The following is a 17,037-nucleotide window of genomic DNA, read 5'->3' on the forward strand; positions in this document are numbered from 1 at the left end:
ATCGCATTAGCTTGGCTCAATTGCATTCAAATGTCTACTTACTGCAAGCCATGCACCCATAATGCCTAGCAACAATCCACAAAGCGGTAGACCAAATAACATTTGACCGGCAAACCATCGTAAATGGAACTGACTGTCGTATAACGCAGCCAACTCATCGATAGGGCCACTGATGATGATCAGACTAATCAGTAGTGTTATCCATGCCAATACACCGCCAAGCAAGCCATACCACATTCCGGTGTATAAAAAAGGTCGTCTGACAAAAGCATTAGTACCACCCACCAGCTTGATTACCCGTATTTCGGTCTGACGATTGAGAATAGCCAGGCGAATGGTGTTACCAATGACCAGTAAGACACTCAATGATAATAAAAATGCCAAGATGGTAATGCCGCGTTGTCCTGTTTCGTTAATGCTGCGAAGTCGTTGTAGCCATTGCATATCGAGCTGAGCAAGATCGACCTCGGGTAAAGCGGCGAGTCTTGCTAATAAGGCTTCAATAGCCTCCTGCTGTTGGTTCTCTTCTGGTTCAATAATGATAACGGCTGGCAGGGGATTCTCAGGCAATGTATCTAACAAACTCGCCAAGCCTGATATCTCACGGAATTCATTTAATGATTGCTGAGCAGATTGGAATGAGACTTCGATGATATCGGGCCAAGTCTGAAGCTGCTCAGCCAGTTGCTCACCACGCTTATCACTAATCTCATTTTGCAGAAATAAGGAAATACGATTGGCATGTTGCCATTCACCGCTAACCTGTTCCACATTTTTCAGAATGACATATAAGCCTGCCGGTAATAATAACGCGATACCAATCACCATTAAGGTCATCGTTGTGGCTACCGGTTGACGCCATAATTCACCAAGACTAGAGAGCATGACCTGCACATGACGTAGCAGGTAGTTATGAATATTAAATAATTTCATGAATGAGTTTCAGCAAGCTTTCCCTGCTGCAGGGTGATATGGCGATAGGACATCTGGTTGATAAGATCTTGATCATGGCTGGCTATAAACACGGTCACGCCCACCTGATTAAATTGTTCAAACAAACGCATGATTTCCCGGGATAGCTCCGGGTCCAGGTTCCCAGTTGGCTCATCGGCCAATAAAACTGGCGGACGATTCACCACGGCACGCGCAATGCCGACTCGTTGTTGTTCACCACCTGATAAAGCAATTGGCAAATTACGTTCTTTACCGAGCAAGCCAACTTTATCCAATGCTGCCCTTACCCTGCGACCAATTTCCCGATGATTTTCACCGGCAATGATTAACGGAAGCGCAACATTATCAAATACGGTGCGGTCGTGTAATAAATTATGATCCTGGAATACCAAACCTATTTTGCGACGGTAATAGGGAATTTTCCATTTCGGTAGTCGGTTCAGATTTTGATTATTCACTATCACTTGTCCGTGCGAGCTGCGCTCAATCAATGCGATAAGTTTCAACAAAGTGCTTTTACCTGCACCGGAGTGGCCAGTTAAAAAAGCCATCTCCCCCGACATTAATTCAAAGCTTAGACCGGAGAGGGCTTCTTGCTGACTTTCATAGCGTTTATAAACTTGTTCAAAACGTATCATTGTTTAGTTTCACGACCAAGTAAGGCATCAACAAAATCCTCTGCTTCAAAGGCTCTTAAATCATCGATCTTTTCACCTACGCCAATATAACGAATAGGTAATCCGATATTTTTAGCTATTGCAAAAATAATCCCGCCTTTTGCTGTTCCGTCTAGTTTCGTTATGGCAATGCCGGTCAAACCAACAGCCTGGTGAAATTGTTCAGCTTGAGACAAAGCATTTTGTCCAGTACCAGCATCCAGAACCAACATGATTTCGTGTGGTGCATTGACATCCAGTTTGGCCATCACGCGTTTGACTTTTTTGAGCTCTTCCATCAAATTCGATTGGGTATGTAGCCGACCTGCTGTATCAGCAATCAGAATATCCATTTGCCGTGCTTTGGCGGCCTGTAATGCATCAAAGATAACGGACGCGGAATCTGCACCATTTTGCTGTGCAATGACCGGGATCTGATTGCGTTCACCCCAGACTTGTAATTGCTCTACAGCCGCAGCACGGAATGTATCACCTGCCGCCAGCATCACTTTCTTACCTTGCAATTGGAATTGTTTGGCAAGTTTGCCAATAGTGGTGGTTTTACCAACGCCGTTAATGCCCACCATTAAAATTACAAAAGGACCCGTTGTGGATTGAATTTGTAATGGTTTAGATACCGGGCGAAGAATTTCCACCATATCGGCGTGCATAGCAGCAAATAATGCTTCTGGATCATTTAGCTGTTTACGGGCAACGCGTTGGGTTAAATCATTAATAATAGTTTGGGTAGCTTCTATACCCAAATCAGCACTTAATAGTTGAGTTTCTAATTCCTCAAGCAAATCATCGTCGATGGTTTTCCTACCCAGAACTAGATCAGCAAAACCTTCCGTCAACTTTGAACTACTTCGACTTAGTCCTTGTTTCAGACGGCCAAAAAAGCTGGGCTTGTCGGAAGTTTCAGTAACTTGAGTATCTGCGGTAATTTCCGCATTATGTGCGGCTGACTGCTGTTCAGTGAGGATTTGCTCCTCGCTATTGATTTCGTTGGGTTTGGCTTTTTTTCTCAGGAAACTAAACATAATCTCAGTTTGTCGTTAGTGTTCGATTAATAATCTTATCATGTCATCAATTGTGAGATGCAGATGCACACCATAAAAAAACTTGTTTGGGCGCTGCTGATAGTGCCGGTTATTGGCTTTGCACAAGTCAGTGAATATCAGCTGGACAATGGACTTAAATTACTCGTTAAACCAGATCGAAGGGCGCCCGTAGTGGTATCTCAAGTCTGGTACAAAGTGGGCTCAAGTTATGAGCACAATGGTATTACTGGTATATCACATATCCTTGAACACATGATGTTCAAAGGCACTGAAAATCTAGGACCAAATGAGTTTTCTCGAATTATTGCTGAAAATGGCGGTTCTGAAAATGCCTTTACCGGGCAGGATTACACGGCTTACTTTCAGACATTGGAAAAAGAACGTTTGGAAATCAGTTTTCGACTTGAAGCCGAACGGATGCGCAAATTAATCATTAATGATGATGAATTGTTAAAAGAACGTGAAGTCGTTGCTGAAGAACGGCGTATGCGCACCGATGATAATCCTCGTTCGTTGTTACGTGAGGCAATGAATGCAACAGCCTTTATGAACAGCCCATATCACCACCCGGTCATTGGCTGGATGAATGATATTAATCATTACGACCCTGATGATCTGCGTGAGTGGTATCAAATGTGGTATGCGCCAAACAACGCAACGGTTGTTGTCGTTGGGGATGTTGAGCCGGATGCGGTGTACCAATTGGCACAAAAATATTTCGGCCCTTTACAACCTGAAGAATTGGCCACGGTAAAACCTCAAATTGAAGTTAGCCAGCGCGGTAAGCGTACTTTAGAACTGAAAGCTCCTGCAGAACTGCCATTTGTGATGATGGGCTGGAAAGTACCCGTTGTTACGACAGCAGCGGAAGATTGGGAGCCTTATGCTTTAGACGTGCTAGCAGGGATTCTGGATGGCGGCGCGAGCAGTCGCTTCTCACGTGAGCTCATTCGGGGGCAACAAGTCGCTGCAGGCGTAAGTGCATATAACAGTGCGTTTTCTCGTCTGGACGATATTTTTACCATTGCTGGAACCCCAGCCCAAGGAAAAACAATAGAAGATGTAAAACAAGCTGTGTATGCACAACTTGAAAACGTTAAACAAGCCCCGGTTACCGAGAGCGAATTGCAGCGAGTGAAGACGCAGGTAATTGCCAGTTCGGTTTATCAGTTGGACAGTGTTTTTTATCAAGCTATGCAGCTGGGGATGCTTGAAACAGTAGGATTAGATTGGCGCTTGGTTGACAGTTATTCCGATAAAATCAGTGCGATTACTGCCGAACAAGTGCAGCAGGTGGCACAAAAATATTTTATTGATGATGGTCTTACGGTTGCTGAACTGATTCCAATGCCAACAGACAATACGACACCACGTCCTACCTCGGGAGATCCACATGCTCGCTAAGTTTTCTGCTTCATTCTTGGGGCTGTTACTGACCTTTTCAGTGGCCGCTAGTCCTCAAATAGAAAATTGGCAAACTTCTAACGGCACACAAGTATTGTTTGTCGAAGCCAAAGAACTACCGATGCTGGATATTCGTTTGGTATTTGATGCCGGTGCTGCTCGTGATCCCAAAGGTGGGGTGGCCTTATTAACGAGTTCGATGCTCAATCAAGGCACTAAAAACAAAGATACTGATGCAATAGCCACGGCGTTTGATGATGTTGGAGCTGAATATAGTGCAGAATCAGAGCGCGATATGGCGGTATTGAGCTTACGCACTTTATCTAAAGCAGATGCATTGCAACCTGCTATTGATACATTTGTGGAAGTTATCGGCCAACCCGTTTTTCCAGAAAAATCGTTTGATCGTCTCATTAATCAAGTAAAAACCAGTTTGCAAAGTGAAAAACAATCGCCATCGGCCATCGCCGATCGGGCTTTTTATCAGCAATTATTCGGTGAACATCCGTATGCGGCGATGCCGATAGGTACCGAATCATCAGTGAATAGAATAACAGTTGCCGATTTGCAGCAGTTTTATCAGCAATATTATGTGGCTAAAAATGCTGTGTTAGTCATTGTAGGGGATGCCGATATCAAACAGGCAAAAGCCTTGGCAGAGAAGATTTCAAATAGTTTACCTACAGGAGAAAAAGCGGCTGCTTTACCTAAAGTAGAGCCACTTGAATCCGCTCAAGAGGTACGTTTACCTTATCCCTCTAGCCAGACCACTATTCTGATGGGACAGCCAGGTTTAACGCGTGATGATGCTGATTTCTTCCCACTCTATGTTGGTAATCATATTCTGGGTGGTAGTGGATTAGTGTCTATTATCAGTAATGAAATTCGTGAAAAACGTGGTTTGTCATATAGTGCCTATAGTTTTTTCAGACCGATGCGTGAGGCTGGGCCTTACCAGTTTGGATTGCAGACTCGTAATGATCAGGCTGAACAGGCTTTAGAAGTCTTAAAACAAACCTTAGTAGATTTTGTGGAGCAAGGACCCACCACAGAACAACTTACTGCTGCGCAAAAAAATATCACTGGTGGTTTTGCCCTACGTTTAGACAGCAATAGTAAAATTGCTGATTATCTAGCCATGATGGGTTTTTATCAGCTACCGCTAGATCATCTTGATACCTTCAATGCGAGAGTTGAGGCGGTAACCGTTGAACAAATAAAAGCTGCCTATAAAAAACGCGTTCATCCGCAAAAAATGATTACGGTGTTAGTAGGTGGCGAAGCTGAATAAATCTACCCGCCAGTCAATACGCATTATCGGTGGGCAATGGCGGGGGAGACGCTTGTCTTTCCCTGTCGTTGAGGGTTTAAGGCCAACTTCAGATCGTATCCGTGAAACCGTGTTTAATTGGCTGCAACCGCATTTACCCGGAGCAGTCTGTCTTGATCTTTTTAGCGGCAGTGGTGCATTAGGTTTTGAGGCAGCATCAAGAGGTGCTGAAAAAGTCGATATGATTGAACTTGATTTGCAAGCTTATAAACAGTTGCAAGCTAATAAAACAATGTTAGCCGCTGAGCAATGTGCATTATTCAGACAACCCGCCCAGCAGTTTCTTAATCAATCCAAGAGTACTTACGATATTGTTTTTCTAGATCCGCCGTTTGAGGCAAACTTATGGTCAGAAATGACAAATTTGTTAACTCAAAGAAATGTGTTGCACCAAGATAGTTTGGTGTATTTGGAATACAGTAAATATCAAAATGTGGATCAGCTTCCAGATAATTGGCATTTAATTAAGGATAAACAAGCAGGTGATGTAAGATATTGTTTATTCGCAATACAATAAGGTTTTGGCATGTCAATTATCGCCATTTATCCCGGTACATTTGATCCCATTACACACGGACATACAGATCTGGTTCAACGTGCCAGCCGTTTATTTGAAAAAGTAATTGTTGCCGTTGCTGCCGATACGGGTAAAAAACCGGTATTTTCAATTGAGCAACGTTTGGCATTAGCAAAACAAACTTTAAATGACATACCCAACATAGAAATTACAACATTTGATGGTTTATTAGTTAATTATGCAATGCAGCGAAATGCTTCAGTGATTATTCGTGGTTTGCGTGCAGTATCTGACTTTGAATATGAAGTTCAACTTGCCGCAATCAACCGCCGATTACAATGGGAAGTTGAAACATTATTTTTGGCCCCTGCAGAACAATTTACTTTTATTTCATCTAGTTTAGTAAGACAAATAGCTGCTTTGGGCGGTGACGTATCCCAATTTGTTGCGCCCTGTGTGCAAGACGCATTGAAGCAACAGCTAGCAGACAAAAAGTAAGCGAGTTAAAATTCATCGGTTTCATTACCGCTTTATAAGAATTATCGGAGTAAACCATGTCTCTGTTTATTACTGACGAGTGCATTAACTGTGATGTATGCGAACCGGAATGCCCTAATGGCGCGATTTCGCAAGGCGAGGAGATTTATGAAATTGATCCTGACTTGTGCACGGAATGCGTAGGTCATTTTGATACGCCACAGTGTGTGGATGTTTGTCCAGTAGATTGCATCCCCAAAGATCCAGATAATGTTGAAAACCATGATCAACTTTATGCAAAATATAAAGTATTGGTATCTGCTGGGAATTAAAAAGTTTTCAAATAGACAAAGTAAATAATACTGATATTATTCGGTTTTTATAAGATTTAAATAAAGGTAATGCGATGAGTACTTTATCTGCCGTACAACTGGAAAAACTATCTGAACAAGAACTGCAAAAATTGATTAGTCAGTCAAAAAAACAAATTAAAAAATTGAAAACCAAAAAAGTCACTGAGCTGAATAGTAAAGACAGTGATGTTGTTGCTGTGGCAGATGCGGTAAGAGCCTTGGCAAAAGATAAAAAAGTTACCCCTGCCGAAGCTTTGACAGCCGTTGCTAAAAATATGCGGGTGGGTTTGTCAGGTGCCCGTAAACCTCGTGCGGAAAGTGCTGATAAGTATCGTCATCCTCAAGATCCGCAAAAAACCTGGAAAGGATTTGGTAAGCGCCCATTATGGTTGGTTGAAGAGCTAAATCGTGGACGTAAACTCGAAGAATTCAAAATCTAGGTAAAACTTCATAGTGCGGTGCCTTAACTGCACTTTTTTTATCTCGCTGGATACAGAAATCATTTAGCTGAATGTTATTAAACCATTCGGAGCTTTCGGCATTTCTGTCGCTGAGGTATCCTTCCACCTTTCCTGCACCATATTCACAAAGAGAACCCATGCAAGCTGATTACCGCCCAGATGTGATAGAAACTGCTGCCCAAACGTGGTGGCAACAGCATCAAACTTTTCGTGCTGTAGAAGACACTAGCAAAGAAAAATTCTATTGCTTATCGATGTTTCCCTATCCCAGTGGACAGCTGCATATGGGACATGTGCGCAATTACACAATCGGCGATGTTATTTCACGTTATCAGCGCATGCTTGGTAAAAATGTTCTGCAGCCTATGGGCTGGGATGCTTTTGGTTTACCTGCAGAAAATGCCGCTCTAAAACATCAAGTGCCACCAGCAGAATGGACTTATAAAAATATTGATTACATGCGCGCTCAGTTGCAACGATTGGGTTTGGCATATGATTGGGACCGTGAAATCGCAACTTGTAAACCGGACTATTACCGTTGGGAACAATGGTTGTTTGTACGTTTATTCAAGAAAGGTTTGGTTTATAACAAAACAGCGGCGGTGAACTGGGATCCAGTCGATCAAACCGTATTAGCCAATGAGCAGGTCATTGATGGCCGTGGTTGGCGTTCAGGTGCGCTGGTGGAACGTCGAGAAATCCCTCAATGGTTTATGAAAATTACCGATTATGCAGAAGATTTGCGTAATGATTTGCAGCAACTTTCTGGCTGGCCGGAGCAGGTCAAGACCATGCAGGCAAACTGGATTGGTCGCTCTGAAGGCGTGCAAATCACCTTTGCGGTAGCGGATAGCGAAGTAGATATTGCTGTTTATACCACACGTCCTGATACCTTGATGGGGGTGAGCTATGTAGCTATCGCAGCGGAACATCCAATTGCATTGCAAATGGCTGAATCAAATACCCAGCTGCAGGCTTTTATCGAAGAATGTAAGAAAACCGACACCACTGAAGCGGCATTAGAAACTGCTGAGAAAAAAGGTATGGCTACCGGTGTATCAGTCATTCACCCTATTAGTGGTGAACGTATTCCGGTTTGGGTCGCCAATTTTGTCTTAATGGGCTATGGCACCGGAGCGGTTATGTCGGTACCCGCCCATGATCAACGTGATTTTGAATTTGCTCAGAAATATGAGTTACCGATTCGTCAGGTCATCGCACCTTTAGATGATACAAAAGTTGACTTGCAACAAGCTGCTTTTACCGATAAGGGGCGGTTAATTCAATCGGCGCAATTCACTGGTTTAACCTCAGCAGAAGCTTTTGACGCGATTGCCGATGAATTAACCAAGCAAAATAAAGGCGAGCGTCAGGTTAACTATCGATTACGTGATTGGGGTGTATCCCGACAACGTTATTGGGGCACGCCAATCCCGATCATTTATTGCGATAGTTGTGGTGCGGTGCCGGTTCCAGAAGCTGATTTACCCGTCTTATTACCAGAAGATGTGGTAGTTGATGGTTCAGGGTCGCCTATTAAATCGATGCCAGAATTCTACCAATGTGATTGTCCAGAATGTGGCAAACCAGCCCGCCGTGAAACCGATACCTTTGATACGTTTTTTGAGTCTTCTTGGTATTACGCACGCTTTACCAGTGCCAATAACCACGAGGCAATGCTGGATCATCGTGCCGATTACTGGTTACCGGTTGATCAATATATCGGAGGTATTGAACACGCGGTATTACATTTACTGTATGCCCGATTCTTCCATAAGTTATTACGTGATGAAGGCTTGGTTACTGGGGATGAACCGTTCAAAAACCTGTTAACACAGGGCATGGTACTGAAAGATGGTGCCAAAATGTCCAAGTCAAAAGGTAATACGGTTGATCCGCAGGAGTTAATTGATGAGTACGGTGCTGATACTGCGCGATTATTTATGATGTTTGCGGCACCACCTGAAATGTCACTGGAATGGTCGGATAATGCCGTAGAAGGCGCCAATCGTTTCTTGAAACGTTTATGGCGAAGCGTGCATGATCATTCAGAAGCGGGTGTGATCCAAACTAAAACACTAACCGATTTATCTGAAGCAGCAAAAGATCTACGTCGCGTGGCACATCAAACGCTGACGAAAGTAGCAGATGATTTGGGGCGTCGTCATACTTTTAACACTGCCATTGCTGCGGTAATGGAATTAATGAATGCACTAACCAAGTTTACTGAGCAAACCGAGCAAGCGCGTGCTGTGCGTCAGGAAGTATTGGAATTAGTCGTCTTGATGTTGGCTCCGATTACACCACATATCTGTCATGCATTGTGGACACAATTGGGACATGATAGTGCGGTCATTGATGCTTCATGGCCCGAGATAGACACTGAAGCTTTGAAGCAGGACAAAGTCGAGCTGATGATTCAGGTCAATGGTAAGCTACGTTCAAAACTAATGGTCGATGTAAACGCCCAGCAAGCAGATATTGAGTCTCTCGCTCTCGCTGATGAAAATGCTCAACGCTATATTGATGGTAAAACAATTCGTAAAGTGATTTTGGTGCCAGGCAGGCTGATCAACATTGTTGTCGGCTGATAAACAAAGGAAACATTGATGTTGAAGAAACTGATTATCACTGGTTTATGTATGCTGATCGTGGCTTGTGGTTTTCAGCTGCGTGGAGCGGCGGATCTGCCAGAAAGTATTCAAACTCTGCATATCCAGGGCATCAGCATGCGTGAGGGCCTAGGCTTGGAACTCAAACGCACTTTGCGACGTAATGGTATCAATGTTATCGATGATTACAGTGAAGGGGCTGCAGTACTCACTTTTGTGAGAAACCGCTATCAGCGACTTGTATTATCGGTTGGGGGCAATGCAAAAGTCAGTGAATATGAACTGATTTTGGAAGTGGCCTTTCAGTTGACTGATAACCAACAAAATAAATTAATCGACAATGAAAGTTTTGAAGCTAGACGTGATTATCAGTTTGACCAGGAACAGGTATTAGGTCGTGATGGTGAAGAGCGCCTGTTACGTGACGAAATGGAAAAGCAGATAAGTCAGGCAATAGTACGTCGCCTATCCGCTCTGGATTAAAAACTGATGCGGGTAAAGGCAGAACAGCTAAGCTCTCAAATCCAACATAAATTACCGCTCATCAGTGTGGTTTATGGAGATGAGGCCTTGCTAGTCGAAGAGGCTGCCGATCAGATTCGTTTACAGGCTAAAAAACAGGGTATTGCAGAGAGGCAGGTTTGGCATGCTGATGCACGATTTGACTGGTCAAAACTTCGATTCGCTGATGAAAGTTTATCGTTGTTTGCTTCACAAAAGTTGATCGAAATCCGGTTACCTTCCGCCGCTCCAGGCAAAGAGGGTGGCGAGTTCCTTAGGCAATTTGCTGAGCAGCCCGCGCCCGATACCAATCTGTTATTAATTACTGGAAAGCTAACCGCTCAGCAGCAAAAAACTAAATGGTTTACTGCACTTGAAAATGCAGGCATAACTGTTCCCATTTGGCCGGTTAGTTTAGAAATGTTGCCTCGCTGGATTCAGCAACGCATGCGACAAAAAGGCTTGCAGGCAAGTCCTGCAGTTGCCAACATGTTAGCCGAAAGAACTGAAGGCAATTTGTTCGCTGCTGCACAGGAAATCGATAAACTGGTTTTACTGAGTTCAGATGGACAGGTCGATGAACAGTTACTGATAGAAAGTGTGGCCGACAGCGCTCGGTTTGAAGCATTTTCCTTGATGGATGTTGTCTATGCTGGTCAGGCGGCAAAAGTCCCGCGTATGTTAAGAATGTTGCAGGCAGAAGGGAATGATGTTTTGGCGGTGTTTTCAGCGGTATCCTGGTCAATGCATCGCATGATTGATATGGCCGATCAGATTGAAAACGGGGCGCAACCTGCACAAGTATTTTCAAGTCAGAAACCTCCTGTTTGGGATAAAGCAAGACCATTGATTCAATCAGGATTGCGTCGTCATGCTGCCGCCAAATGGCGGACTTTTTTACCGCAAATGGCGGCGATTGATCGGGCTGCAAAAGGTGGTGGGCATGACAATGCGTGGCGGATGTTGACGACCTTGTGTTTACAAGTCGCTGGTGTGCCAATGAATTTGCAGCAAACATGAAAGCAGAAAAATTAAAAGAGGAGAGTGCTGTGGAAGTCGCAGCCTACATGCAGAAATTGGGTCAACAAGCTCGTGAAGCCAGCCGAGTATTGGCTCGTGCAACGACCAATAATAAAAATGCGGCGCTATTGGCCATTGCCAAGGCCATCCGTAGTCAGTCTGATGCCTTAAAAAAAGCTAATCAACAAGATTTACAAGCAGGTAAAGCCAAAGGGCTGGATGCGGCCATGCTGGATAGGCTGACACTGACTGATGTGCGCATTGAATCAATGGCTGAAGGTCTGGAGCAAGTTGCGGCATTACCTGATCCTATCGGTGAGATCAGTGATATGCGTTATCGTCCCTCTGGGATCCAGCTTGGACAAATGCGCGTGCCATTAGGCGTCATTGGTATTATTTACGAATCACGGCCAAATGTGACGGCAGATGCTGCTGGCTTATGTTTAAAGTCCGGTAATGCGACAATTTTGCGTGGTGGTAGCGAAGCGATACATTCGAATCAAGCTATTGCTGCCTGTATCCATCAAGGATTACAGCAGGCGGGTTTGCCAATCACTGCTGTACAAGTTGTTGAAATCACTGACCGCGAAGCGGTTGGTCAACTGATTACCATGCCTGAGTATGTTGATGTCATTGTGCCACGCGGCGGGAAAAGTTTGATTGAACGCATTAGTCAGGATGCGCGAGTGCCTGTTATCAAGCATCTGGATGGAATCTGTCATGTATATGTTGATGCCGAAGCGGATTTGACCATGGCGCAAGAGATTGCGTTTAATGCCAAATGCCACCGTTATGGCGTGTGCAATGCGATGGAAACGCTGCTGGTACATGCTGATATTGCCCAAGATTTTTTACCTGCAATGGCCGAGCGATTTGTCCATGAAGGTGTTGAATTACGTGGCTGCAATGACACTTTACGCATTTTGCCAGATATTAATCTGGCAACGGATGCCGATTGGGATACCGAATATCTTGCGCCAATCTTATCAATAAAAATTGTCACAGATGTGGACGATGCAATGCTGCATATTTATCAGCATAGTTCGGCTCATACAGAGACTATCGTCACGCAAAACTATGAAACGGCAAGACGCTTTTTACAAGAAGTAGATTCCAGTTCAGTACTGGTGAATGCCTCGACTCGCTTTGCAGATGGTTTTGAATATGGCCTCGGCGCCGAGATTGGTATTTCTACTGATAAATTGCATGCTCGTGGTCCAGTAGGATTAAATGGTTTGACGTCACAAAAATGGATAGTGTTTGGTAGTGGTCAAATCAGAAAATAATCCCGATGCAATAGGCATTCTCGGCGGTACCTTTGACCCAGTGCATTTTGGACATTTACGCTCGGCGCTGGAAGTTTGCCAGCAGCTGGAGTTAAATCATGTTCGACTGATTCCCTGTGCGATACCGCCGCATCGTCAGCCCACACTGGCCAGTGCTGATGCTCGGCGATTGATGCTGGAACTTGCGGTGAAATATGTACCACAATTAATCGTCGATGATCGGGAATTACATCGTGAAGGGCCATCATTTTCTGTAGATACATTGCTCAGTTTGCGTGAACAGTTTGTCGATAACCCATTATTTCTTATTTTGGGTACTGATGCCTTTCGTGGTATTAGCAGTTGGTCCCGCTGGAGAAACATTTTGCAATTAGCTCATATCGTTGTGGTACAACGTCCAGACGAAATTTTGCAGCTGGAGGACGAGTTACAAAATTGGTATCAACAGCATTTAGCTAAAACAGAAGATCGCCTACTTTCGTCAGGTAAAATTTGGCCGTTGAAAGTGACACCGTTGGCGATTTCTGCCACGCAAATTCGCCAGGATTTGGCTGAGGACAAGCCAGTTAATTTTTTATTACCAGATTCAGTCATTGCTGTGATTGAGCAATTGGGTCTTTATCGTGCTAGTAATAGCAATAATTGATGGAACAGTTATTCTTTGTGATTTCAAAACTGGCTTGGGCTGTGCTTAGCCCAGTGATGCTTTTTAGTCTGTTGGTAGTCATTGGCACAGTATTTTTATTATTTGGTTACCAAAAAATTGCTTTACGATTTTTGTTTCCAGCACTGTTATTCAGTGTGAGTTTGATGGTATTTCCGCTGGGGGATTGGTTAATCAATCCGCTGGAAGCTCGCATCAGCAAACCGCAACAACTGCCAGATCACATTGACGGCATTATCGTTTTAGGTGGTGGAGAGGATATAAAAACCACCATCAGCTGGCAGCAACCTCAAGTTGGGCAAGCTAGCGATCGTTATTTCGGAGCAGCGTTTCTAGCAAAAGAGTACCCTGATAGTCCGATAATTTTTACCGGTGGTAATAATTTACTGCGTTTTGATGCAGGTTCAACACCTGCGGAACTCAGCCATAAATTATTGACCATGGTAGGAATAGATGAACAAAGACTTATCATTGAGTCTCAATCACGTAATACCTATGAAAACTTTCAACGCTTAAAAACTGTTATACCCAAACGCAATGGTCAGTATTTGTTAGTAACGTCGGCTTATCATATGCCGCGCTCAGTGGGCATCGCAGTAAAACAAGGTATAACGGTAGTGCCCTATCCGGTGGACTATCGAAGTCAGACGGGTGAGTCGCGCCGATTTGATTTTGCCATGTTCGAACAATTGGAAAAACTTGAACCGGCCTGGCGAGAGTGGGTAGGTCTGACAGCGTATTTTATTACCGGCAAAACCAGTCAATGGTTCCCAGCAATGCCGACAAATCGCTTCATCGAAACCGCCACAGACGCACAGGCCGACATACGTTAAACTTAACAACAAAATTATATTATTTGGAGTGCCCATGAAGGCAGAACAACTGAAATTATTAGTAATAGATGCACTTGAAGACATTAAAGCAGAAGACATCACCGTGTTGGATGTTACGGGTATGACCGATGTCACCGATGTGATGATTATCGCTACCGGTAAATCCACCAGACAAGTTAAAGCCTTGGCAAATGAAGTTTCGTCGCAGGCTAAAGCCGCTGGCGTACAACCGCTGGGTATGGAAGGTGAGGATGTTGGAGAATGGGCTTTGGTGGATTTAGGTGATGTGATTGCTCATATCATGACGCCGCAAACCAGAGCAATCTACAATTTGGAAAAATTATGGTCTGTCGCTGAAGTCACGCAAAGTGCTTCGGCAGAGAGTGAATGAAGCTGAACCTGCTCGCTGTCGGCCAGAAAATGCCGCAGTGGGTTACAGACGGTTATAACGAATACGCACGGCGTATGCCGCGTGAATGTCAGCTCAATCTGCAGGAGATTGCTCCGGCAAAACGTGGCAAATCAGGAAGTGCTGGGCAATGGATACAGGAAGAAGGCAAACGGATTATGAATGCCTTACCCGAGAATGATTATGTCGTTGCGTTGGAAGTTGGTGGCCGTAACTGGTCAACCGAACAGTTGGCGAATCAATTAAAAAACTGGCAGGCATCTGGACGTGATGTCAGTCTGTTGATTGGAGGGCCTGATGGGCTAGCCAATGAATGCCAACAACGCGCCGATCAACAGTGGTCATTATCCAATCTAACCTTACCTCATCCCTTAGTTCGAATTGTGGTTGCGGAACAGCTTTATCGTGCTTGGACAGTTCTGCAAAATCATCCTTATCATCGCGCATGAACTTCCCATCCGTATATCTCGCCTCCACTTCGCCGCGTCGTAGTGAACTCCTGAGACAAATTGGGGTCGATTTCTCAGTCTTAAATGTGTCAGTAGATGAAGCTGTTTTTACAGAAGAATCACCGCCTGCTTATGTCAAGCGCATTGCGTTGGCGAAAGCCTCAGCAGGTTGGGAAACCCTGCAGTCAGAATATCGTCCGGTAATTGGAGCTGATACTGCTGTAGTGCTGCCTTCAAAACAAATTCTTGGTAAACCAGTCAATTCGCAGCAAGCTCGAGAGTATTTAACACAATTGTCTGGAATTAAACATCAGGTATTAAGTGCCGTAGCGATATTCTGGCAACAGCAACATTGGCTAAGCTTACAAATAAGTGAAGTACAGTTTAAACCACTCACTGATGCTGAAATTGACTGGTATCTGGCAACTGGCGAGGGAGAAGATAAAGCCGGGGGATATGCGGTGCAGGGCTTGGCGGCGATGTTTATAGAAAAAATCAGCGGAAGCTACTCTGGTGTAATGGGGTTGCCCTTATTTGAAACCAGTCAGCTTTTACAACAGGTAAAGATGGTCCATGAGTAGTGAAATTCTGATTAATGTGACGCCAAGTGAAACCCGTGCAGCGGTGGTGGAAAACGGTGTATTGCAAGAAATTTTCATAGAGAGAAGTGAGCATCGTGGGTTAGTTGGCAACATCTACAAAGGTAAAGTCTGTCGTGTGTTGCCTGGAATGCAGGCTGCCTTTGTTGAAATTGGCTTATCACGTGCGGCATTTTTGCATGCATCAGATATTTCAATCCCCAAAGGACAATCTGGCGATTTAAAAGAAGCACCGCGTATTACTCCTCCTATTACCAGTCTATTGCGTGAAGGTGATGAACTATTAGTTCAGGTCATCAAGGACCCTATGGGGAGCAAAGGGGCCCGTTTAACGACCCAATTATCAGCTTCTTCACGTTATCTTGTTTATATGCCTGAAGCCGAAGGTATCGGCATCTCGCTGAAAATTGAAGGCGAAGCTGAACGCGAGCGGCTGAAAAACTGTTTATCGGAACTGTTGGGTGAGCAGCAAGGTGGCTACATTTTGCGTACCGCAGCTGAAGGTGTCAGCGAAGCCGAATTAAGCGCGGATCTCGAATTTCTGCATCGATTATGGGAAAAGTTACGCCAGCGAGTCACCAGCACCCAATGTGGTGAAGCGTTATATCAGGATTTGCCGCTAACATTACGGGCTTTACGAGATTTGTTTTCACCCGATATTGAGCGCATTCGTATTGATGCGGCTGAAACATTTAAAGAAGCTCAGCAGTTTGCCGAAGGCTTTATGCCCGAGTGTGCTGCTCGCTTGGAACATTACCGTGGAGATCGACCATTATTTGATTTATTCGGTGTGGAAGACGAGATTCAGAAAGCACTGGATCGTAAAGTCCCGCTGAAATCCGGTGGTTATGTGATTTTTGATCAAACAGAAGCCATGACCACTGTCGATGTGAATACCGGTGGGTTTGTCGGTCATAAGAATCTTGAAGAAACGATTTTCAAAACTAATCTGGAAGCAGCACAAGCTATAGCTCGGCAGTTACGTGTTCGTAATCTGGGTGGCATCATCATTATTGATTTTATTGATATGGAAGAGATCAGCCATCGCGAGCAGGTGTTGCGAACCTTGGAAAAGGCCATGCAGCTGGACCGAGCCAAACATAATATTTGCGCGGTTTCCGAGTTGGGGCTGGTGGAAATGACGCGTAAACGCACACGCGAAAGTCTTGGGCATATTCTCTGTGAACCTTGTCCTTGCTGTGATGGGCGAGGCTATACCAAAAATGTCGAAACGGTTTGCTATGAGATATTTCGTGAAATTTTGCGTGAGTCACGGCAATACGAATCCAAACAGTTTCTGGTATTGGCCTCTCAAGACGTTATTGATCGTCTTAATGACGAAGATTCCACTAAAGTGGCGGAATTAGAGCAATTTATTAGTAAGCCGATCCTGTTTCAATGTGAGCCCCAATATGGTCGTGAGCAATTTAATGTGGTGTTGATGTAGC

At 44.4% G+C, this 17,037-nt stretch carries 19 protein-coding genes; 16 read left to right on the forward strand and 3 right to left on the reverse strand.

Annotated features, from left to right (window positions below):
• Positions 1 to 6: 6 nt before the first annotated feature.
• Genes ftsX through ftsY form a run of 3 tightly spaced genes read right to left on the reverse strand, consistent with a single transcriptional unit; the run spans position 7 to position 2,653 of the window.
• Positions 7 to 933, reverse strand: coding sequence for a permease-like cell division protein FtsX (ftsX, locus tag ACN0V2_RS00575; protein WP_417548845.1), 927 nt, complete (start codon positions 931 to 933; stop codon positions 7 to 9).
• On the reverse strand, positions 930 to 1,592 hold the full coding sequence (gene ftsE, locus ACN0V2_RS00580) for a cell division ATP-binding protein FtsE (RefSeq protein WP_417548846.1): 663 nt from the start codon (positions 1,590 to 1,592) through the stop codon (positions 930 to 932). Before ftsE ends, ftsX begins: the two co-directional genes overlap by 4 nt.
• A complete protein-coding gene (gene ftsY, locus ACN0V2_RS00585; RefSeq protein ID WP_417548847.1) occupies positions 1,589 to 2,653 on the reverse strand; it encodes a signal recognition particle-docking protein FtsY in 1,065 nt (354 codons plus the stop codon). Before ftsY ends, ftsE begins: the two co-directional genes overlap by 4 nt.
• A gap of 63 nt (positions 2,654 to 2,716) precedes the next feature.
• Here ftsY and ACN0V2_RS00590 point away from each other — a divergent pair, with 63 nt between their 5' ends.
• The 16 genes from ACN0V2_RS00590 (at position 2,717) to rng (ending at position 17,036) form a co-directional block, all read left to right on the forward strand.
• Positions 2,717 to 4,078, forward strand: coding sequence for a M16 family metallopeptidase (locus ACN0V2_RS00590; RefSeq protein WP_417548848.1), 1,362 nt, complete (start codon positions 2,717 to 2,719; stop codon positions 4,076 to 4,078).
• Positions 4,068 to 5,369 (forward strand): M16 family metallopeptidase, encoded by a 1,302-nt coding sequence (locus tag ACN0V2_RS00595; RefSeq protein ID WP_417548849.1) that lies wholly within the window; start codon positions 4,068 to 4,070, stop codon positions 5,367 to 5,369. Before ACN0V2_RS00590 ends, ACN0V2_RS00595 begins: the two co-directional genes overlap by 11 nt.
• A complete protein-coding gene (rsmD, locus tag ACN0V2_RS00600; protein ID WP_417548850.1) occupies positions 5,353 to 5,925 on the forward strand; it encodes a 16S rRNA (guanine(966)-N(2))-methyltransferase RsmD in 573 nt (190 codons plus the stop codon). The genes ACN0V2_RS00595 and rsmD overlap by 17 nt, the downstream gene beginning before the upstream one ends.
• 9 nt (positions 5,926 to 5,934) lie before the next feature.
• Entirely contained in the window at positions 5,935 to 6,423 is a 489-nt protein-coding gene (coaD, locus tag ACN0V2_RS00605; protein WP_417548851.1) for a pantetheine-phosphate adenylyltransferase, read from the forward strand.
• Between the two features lie 56 nt (positions 6,424 to 6,479).
• On the forward strand, positions 6,480 to 6,734 hold the full coding sequence (locus tag ACN0V2_RS00610; protein WP_417548852.1) for a YfhL family 4Fe-4S dicluster ferredoxin: 255 nt from the start codon (positions 6,480 to 6,482) through the stop codon (positions 6,732 to 6,734).
• A gap of 74 nt (positions 6,735 to 6,808) precedes the next feature.
• A complete protein-coding gene (locus ACN0V2_RS00615; protein WP_417548853.1) occupies positions 6,809 to 7,195 on the forward strand; it encodes an H-NS family nucleoid-associated regulatory protein in 387 nt (128 codons plus the stop codon).
• 158 nt (positions 7,196 to 7,353) lie between these two features.
• Positions 7,354 to 9,807, forward strand: coding sequence for a leucine--tRNA ligase (gene leuS, locus ACN0V2_RS00620; protein ID WP_417548854.1), 2,454 nt, complete (start codon positions 7,354 to 7,356; stop codon positions 9,805 to 9,807).
• A gap of 18 nt (positions 9,808 to 9,825) precedes the next feature.
• Positions 9,826 to 10,311, forward strand: coding sequence for an LPS assembly lipoprotein LptE (lptE, locus tag ACN0V2_RS00625; protein ID WP_417548855.1), 486 nt, complete (start codon positions 9,826 to 9,828; stop codon positions 10,309 to 10,311).
• A 6-nt stretch (positions 10,312 to 10,317) separates the two neighbouring features.
• The gene (gene holA, locus ACN0V2_RS00630; RefSeq protein WP_417548856.1) at positions 10,318 to 11,349 is read left to right on the forward strand and encodes a DNA polymerase III subunit delta; all 1,032 of its coding nucleotides are present in this window, start codon (positions 10,318 to 10,320) and stop codon (positions 11,347 to 11,349) included.
• A gap of 29 nt (positions 11,350 to 11,378) precedes the next feature.
• Positions 11,379 to 12,635 carry a glutamate-5-semialdehyde dehydrogenase gene (locus ACN0V2_RS00635; RefSeq protein WP_417548956.1) on the forward strand — a complete coding sequence of 419 codons (1,257 nt, stop codon included), beginning with the start codon at positions 11,379 to 11,381 and terminating at the stop codon, positions 12,633 to 12,635.
• Entirely contained in the window at positions 12,616 to 13,281 is a 666-nt protein-coding gene (nadD, locus tag ACN0V2_RS00640) for a nicotinate-nucleotide adenylyltransferase (RefSeq protein ID WP_417548857.1), read from the forward strand. Before ACN0V2_RS00635 ends, nadD begins: the two co-directional genes overlap by 20 nt.
• Positions 13,281 to 14,132, forward strand: a complete 852-nt coding sequence (locus tag ACN0V2_RS00645) for a YdcF family protein (RefSeq protein ID WP_417548858.1) — start codon at positions 13,281 to 13,283, stop codon at positions 14,130 to 14,132. Before nadD ends, ACN0V2_RS00645 begins: the two co-directional genes overlap by 1 nt.
• Positions 14,133 to 14,166: 34 nt before the next feature.
• Entirely contained in the window at positions 14,167 to 14,523 is a 357-nt protein-coding gene (rsfS, locus tag ACN0V2_RS00650) for a ribosome silencing factor (RefSeq protein WP_417548859.1), read from the forward strand.
• Positions 14,520 to 14,990 (forward strand): 23S rRNA (pseudouridine(1915)-N(3))-methyltransferase RlmH, encoded by a 471-nt coding sequence (rlmH, locus tag ACN0V2_RS00655; protein WP_417548860.1) that lies wholly within the window; start codon positions 14,520 to 14,522, stop codon positions 14,988 to 14,990. The genes rsfS and rlmH overlap by 4 nt, the downstream gene beginning before the upstream one ends.
• A complete protein-coding gene (locus ACN0V2_RS00660) occupies positions 14,987 to 15,571 on the forward strand; it encodes a Maf family protein (RefSeq protein WP_417548861.1) in 585 nt (194 codons plus the stop codon). The genes rlmH and ACN0V2_RS00660 overlap by 4 nt, the downstream gene beginning before the upstream one ends.
• Complete coding sequence (rng, locus tag ACN0V2_RS00665) at positions 15,564 to 17,036, forward strand: ribonuclease G (RefSeq protein ID WP_417548862.1); 1,473 nt, start codon at positions 15,564 to 15,566, stop codon at positions 17,034 to 17,036. The genes ACN0V2_RS00660 and rng overlap by 8 nt, the downstream gene beginning before the upstream one ends.
• The last annotated feature ends 1 nt before the right edge of the window (position 17,037 follow it).

Source organism: Methylophaga sp., assembly GCF_048266885.1.
Lineage (GTDB): Bacteria > Pseudomonadota > Gammaproteobacteria > Nitrosococcales > Methylophagaceae > Methylophaga.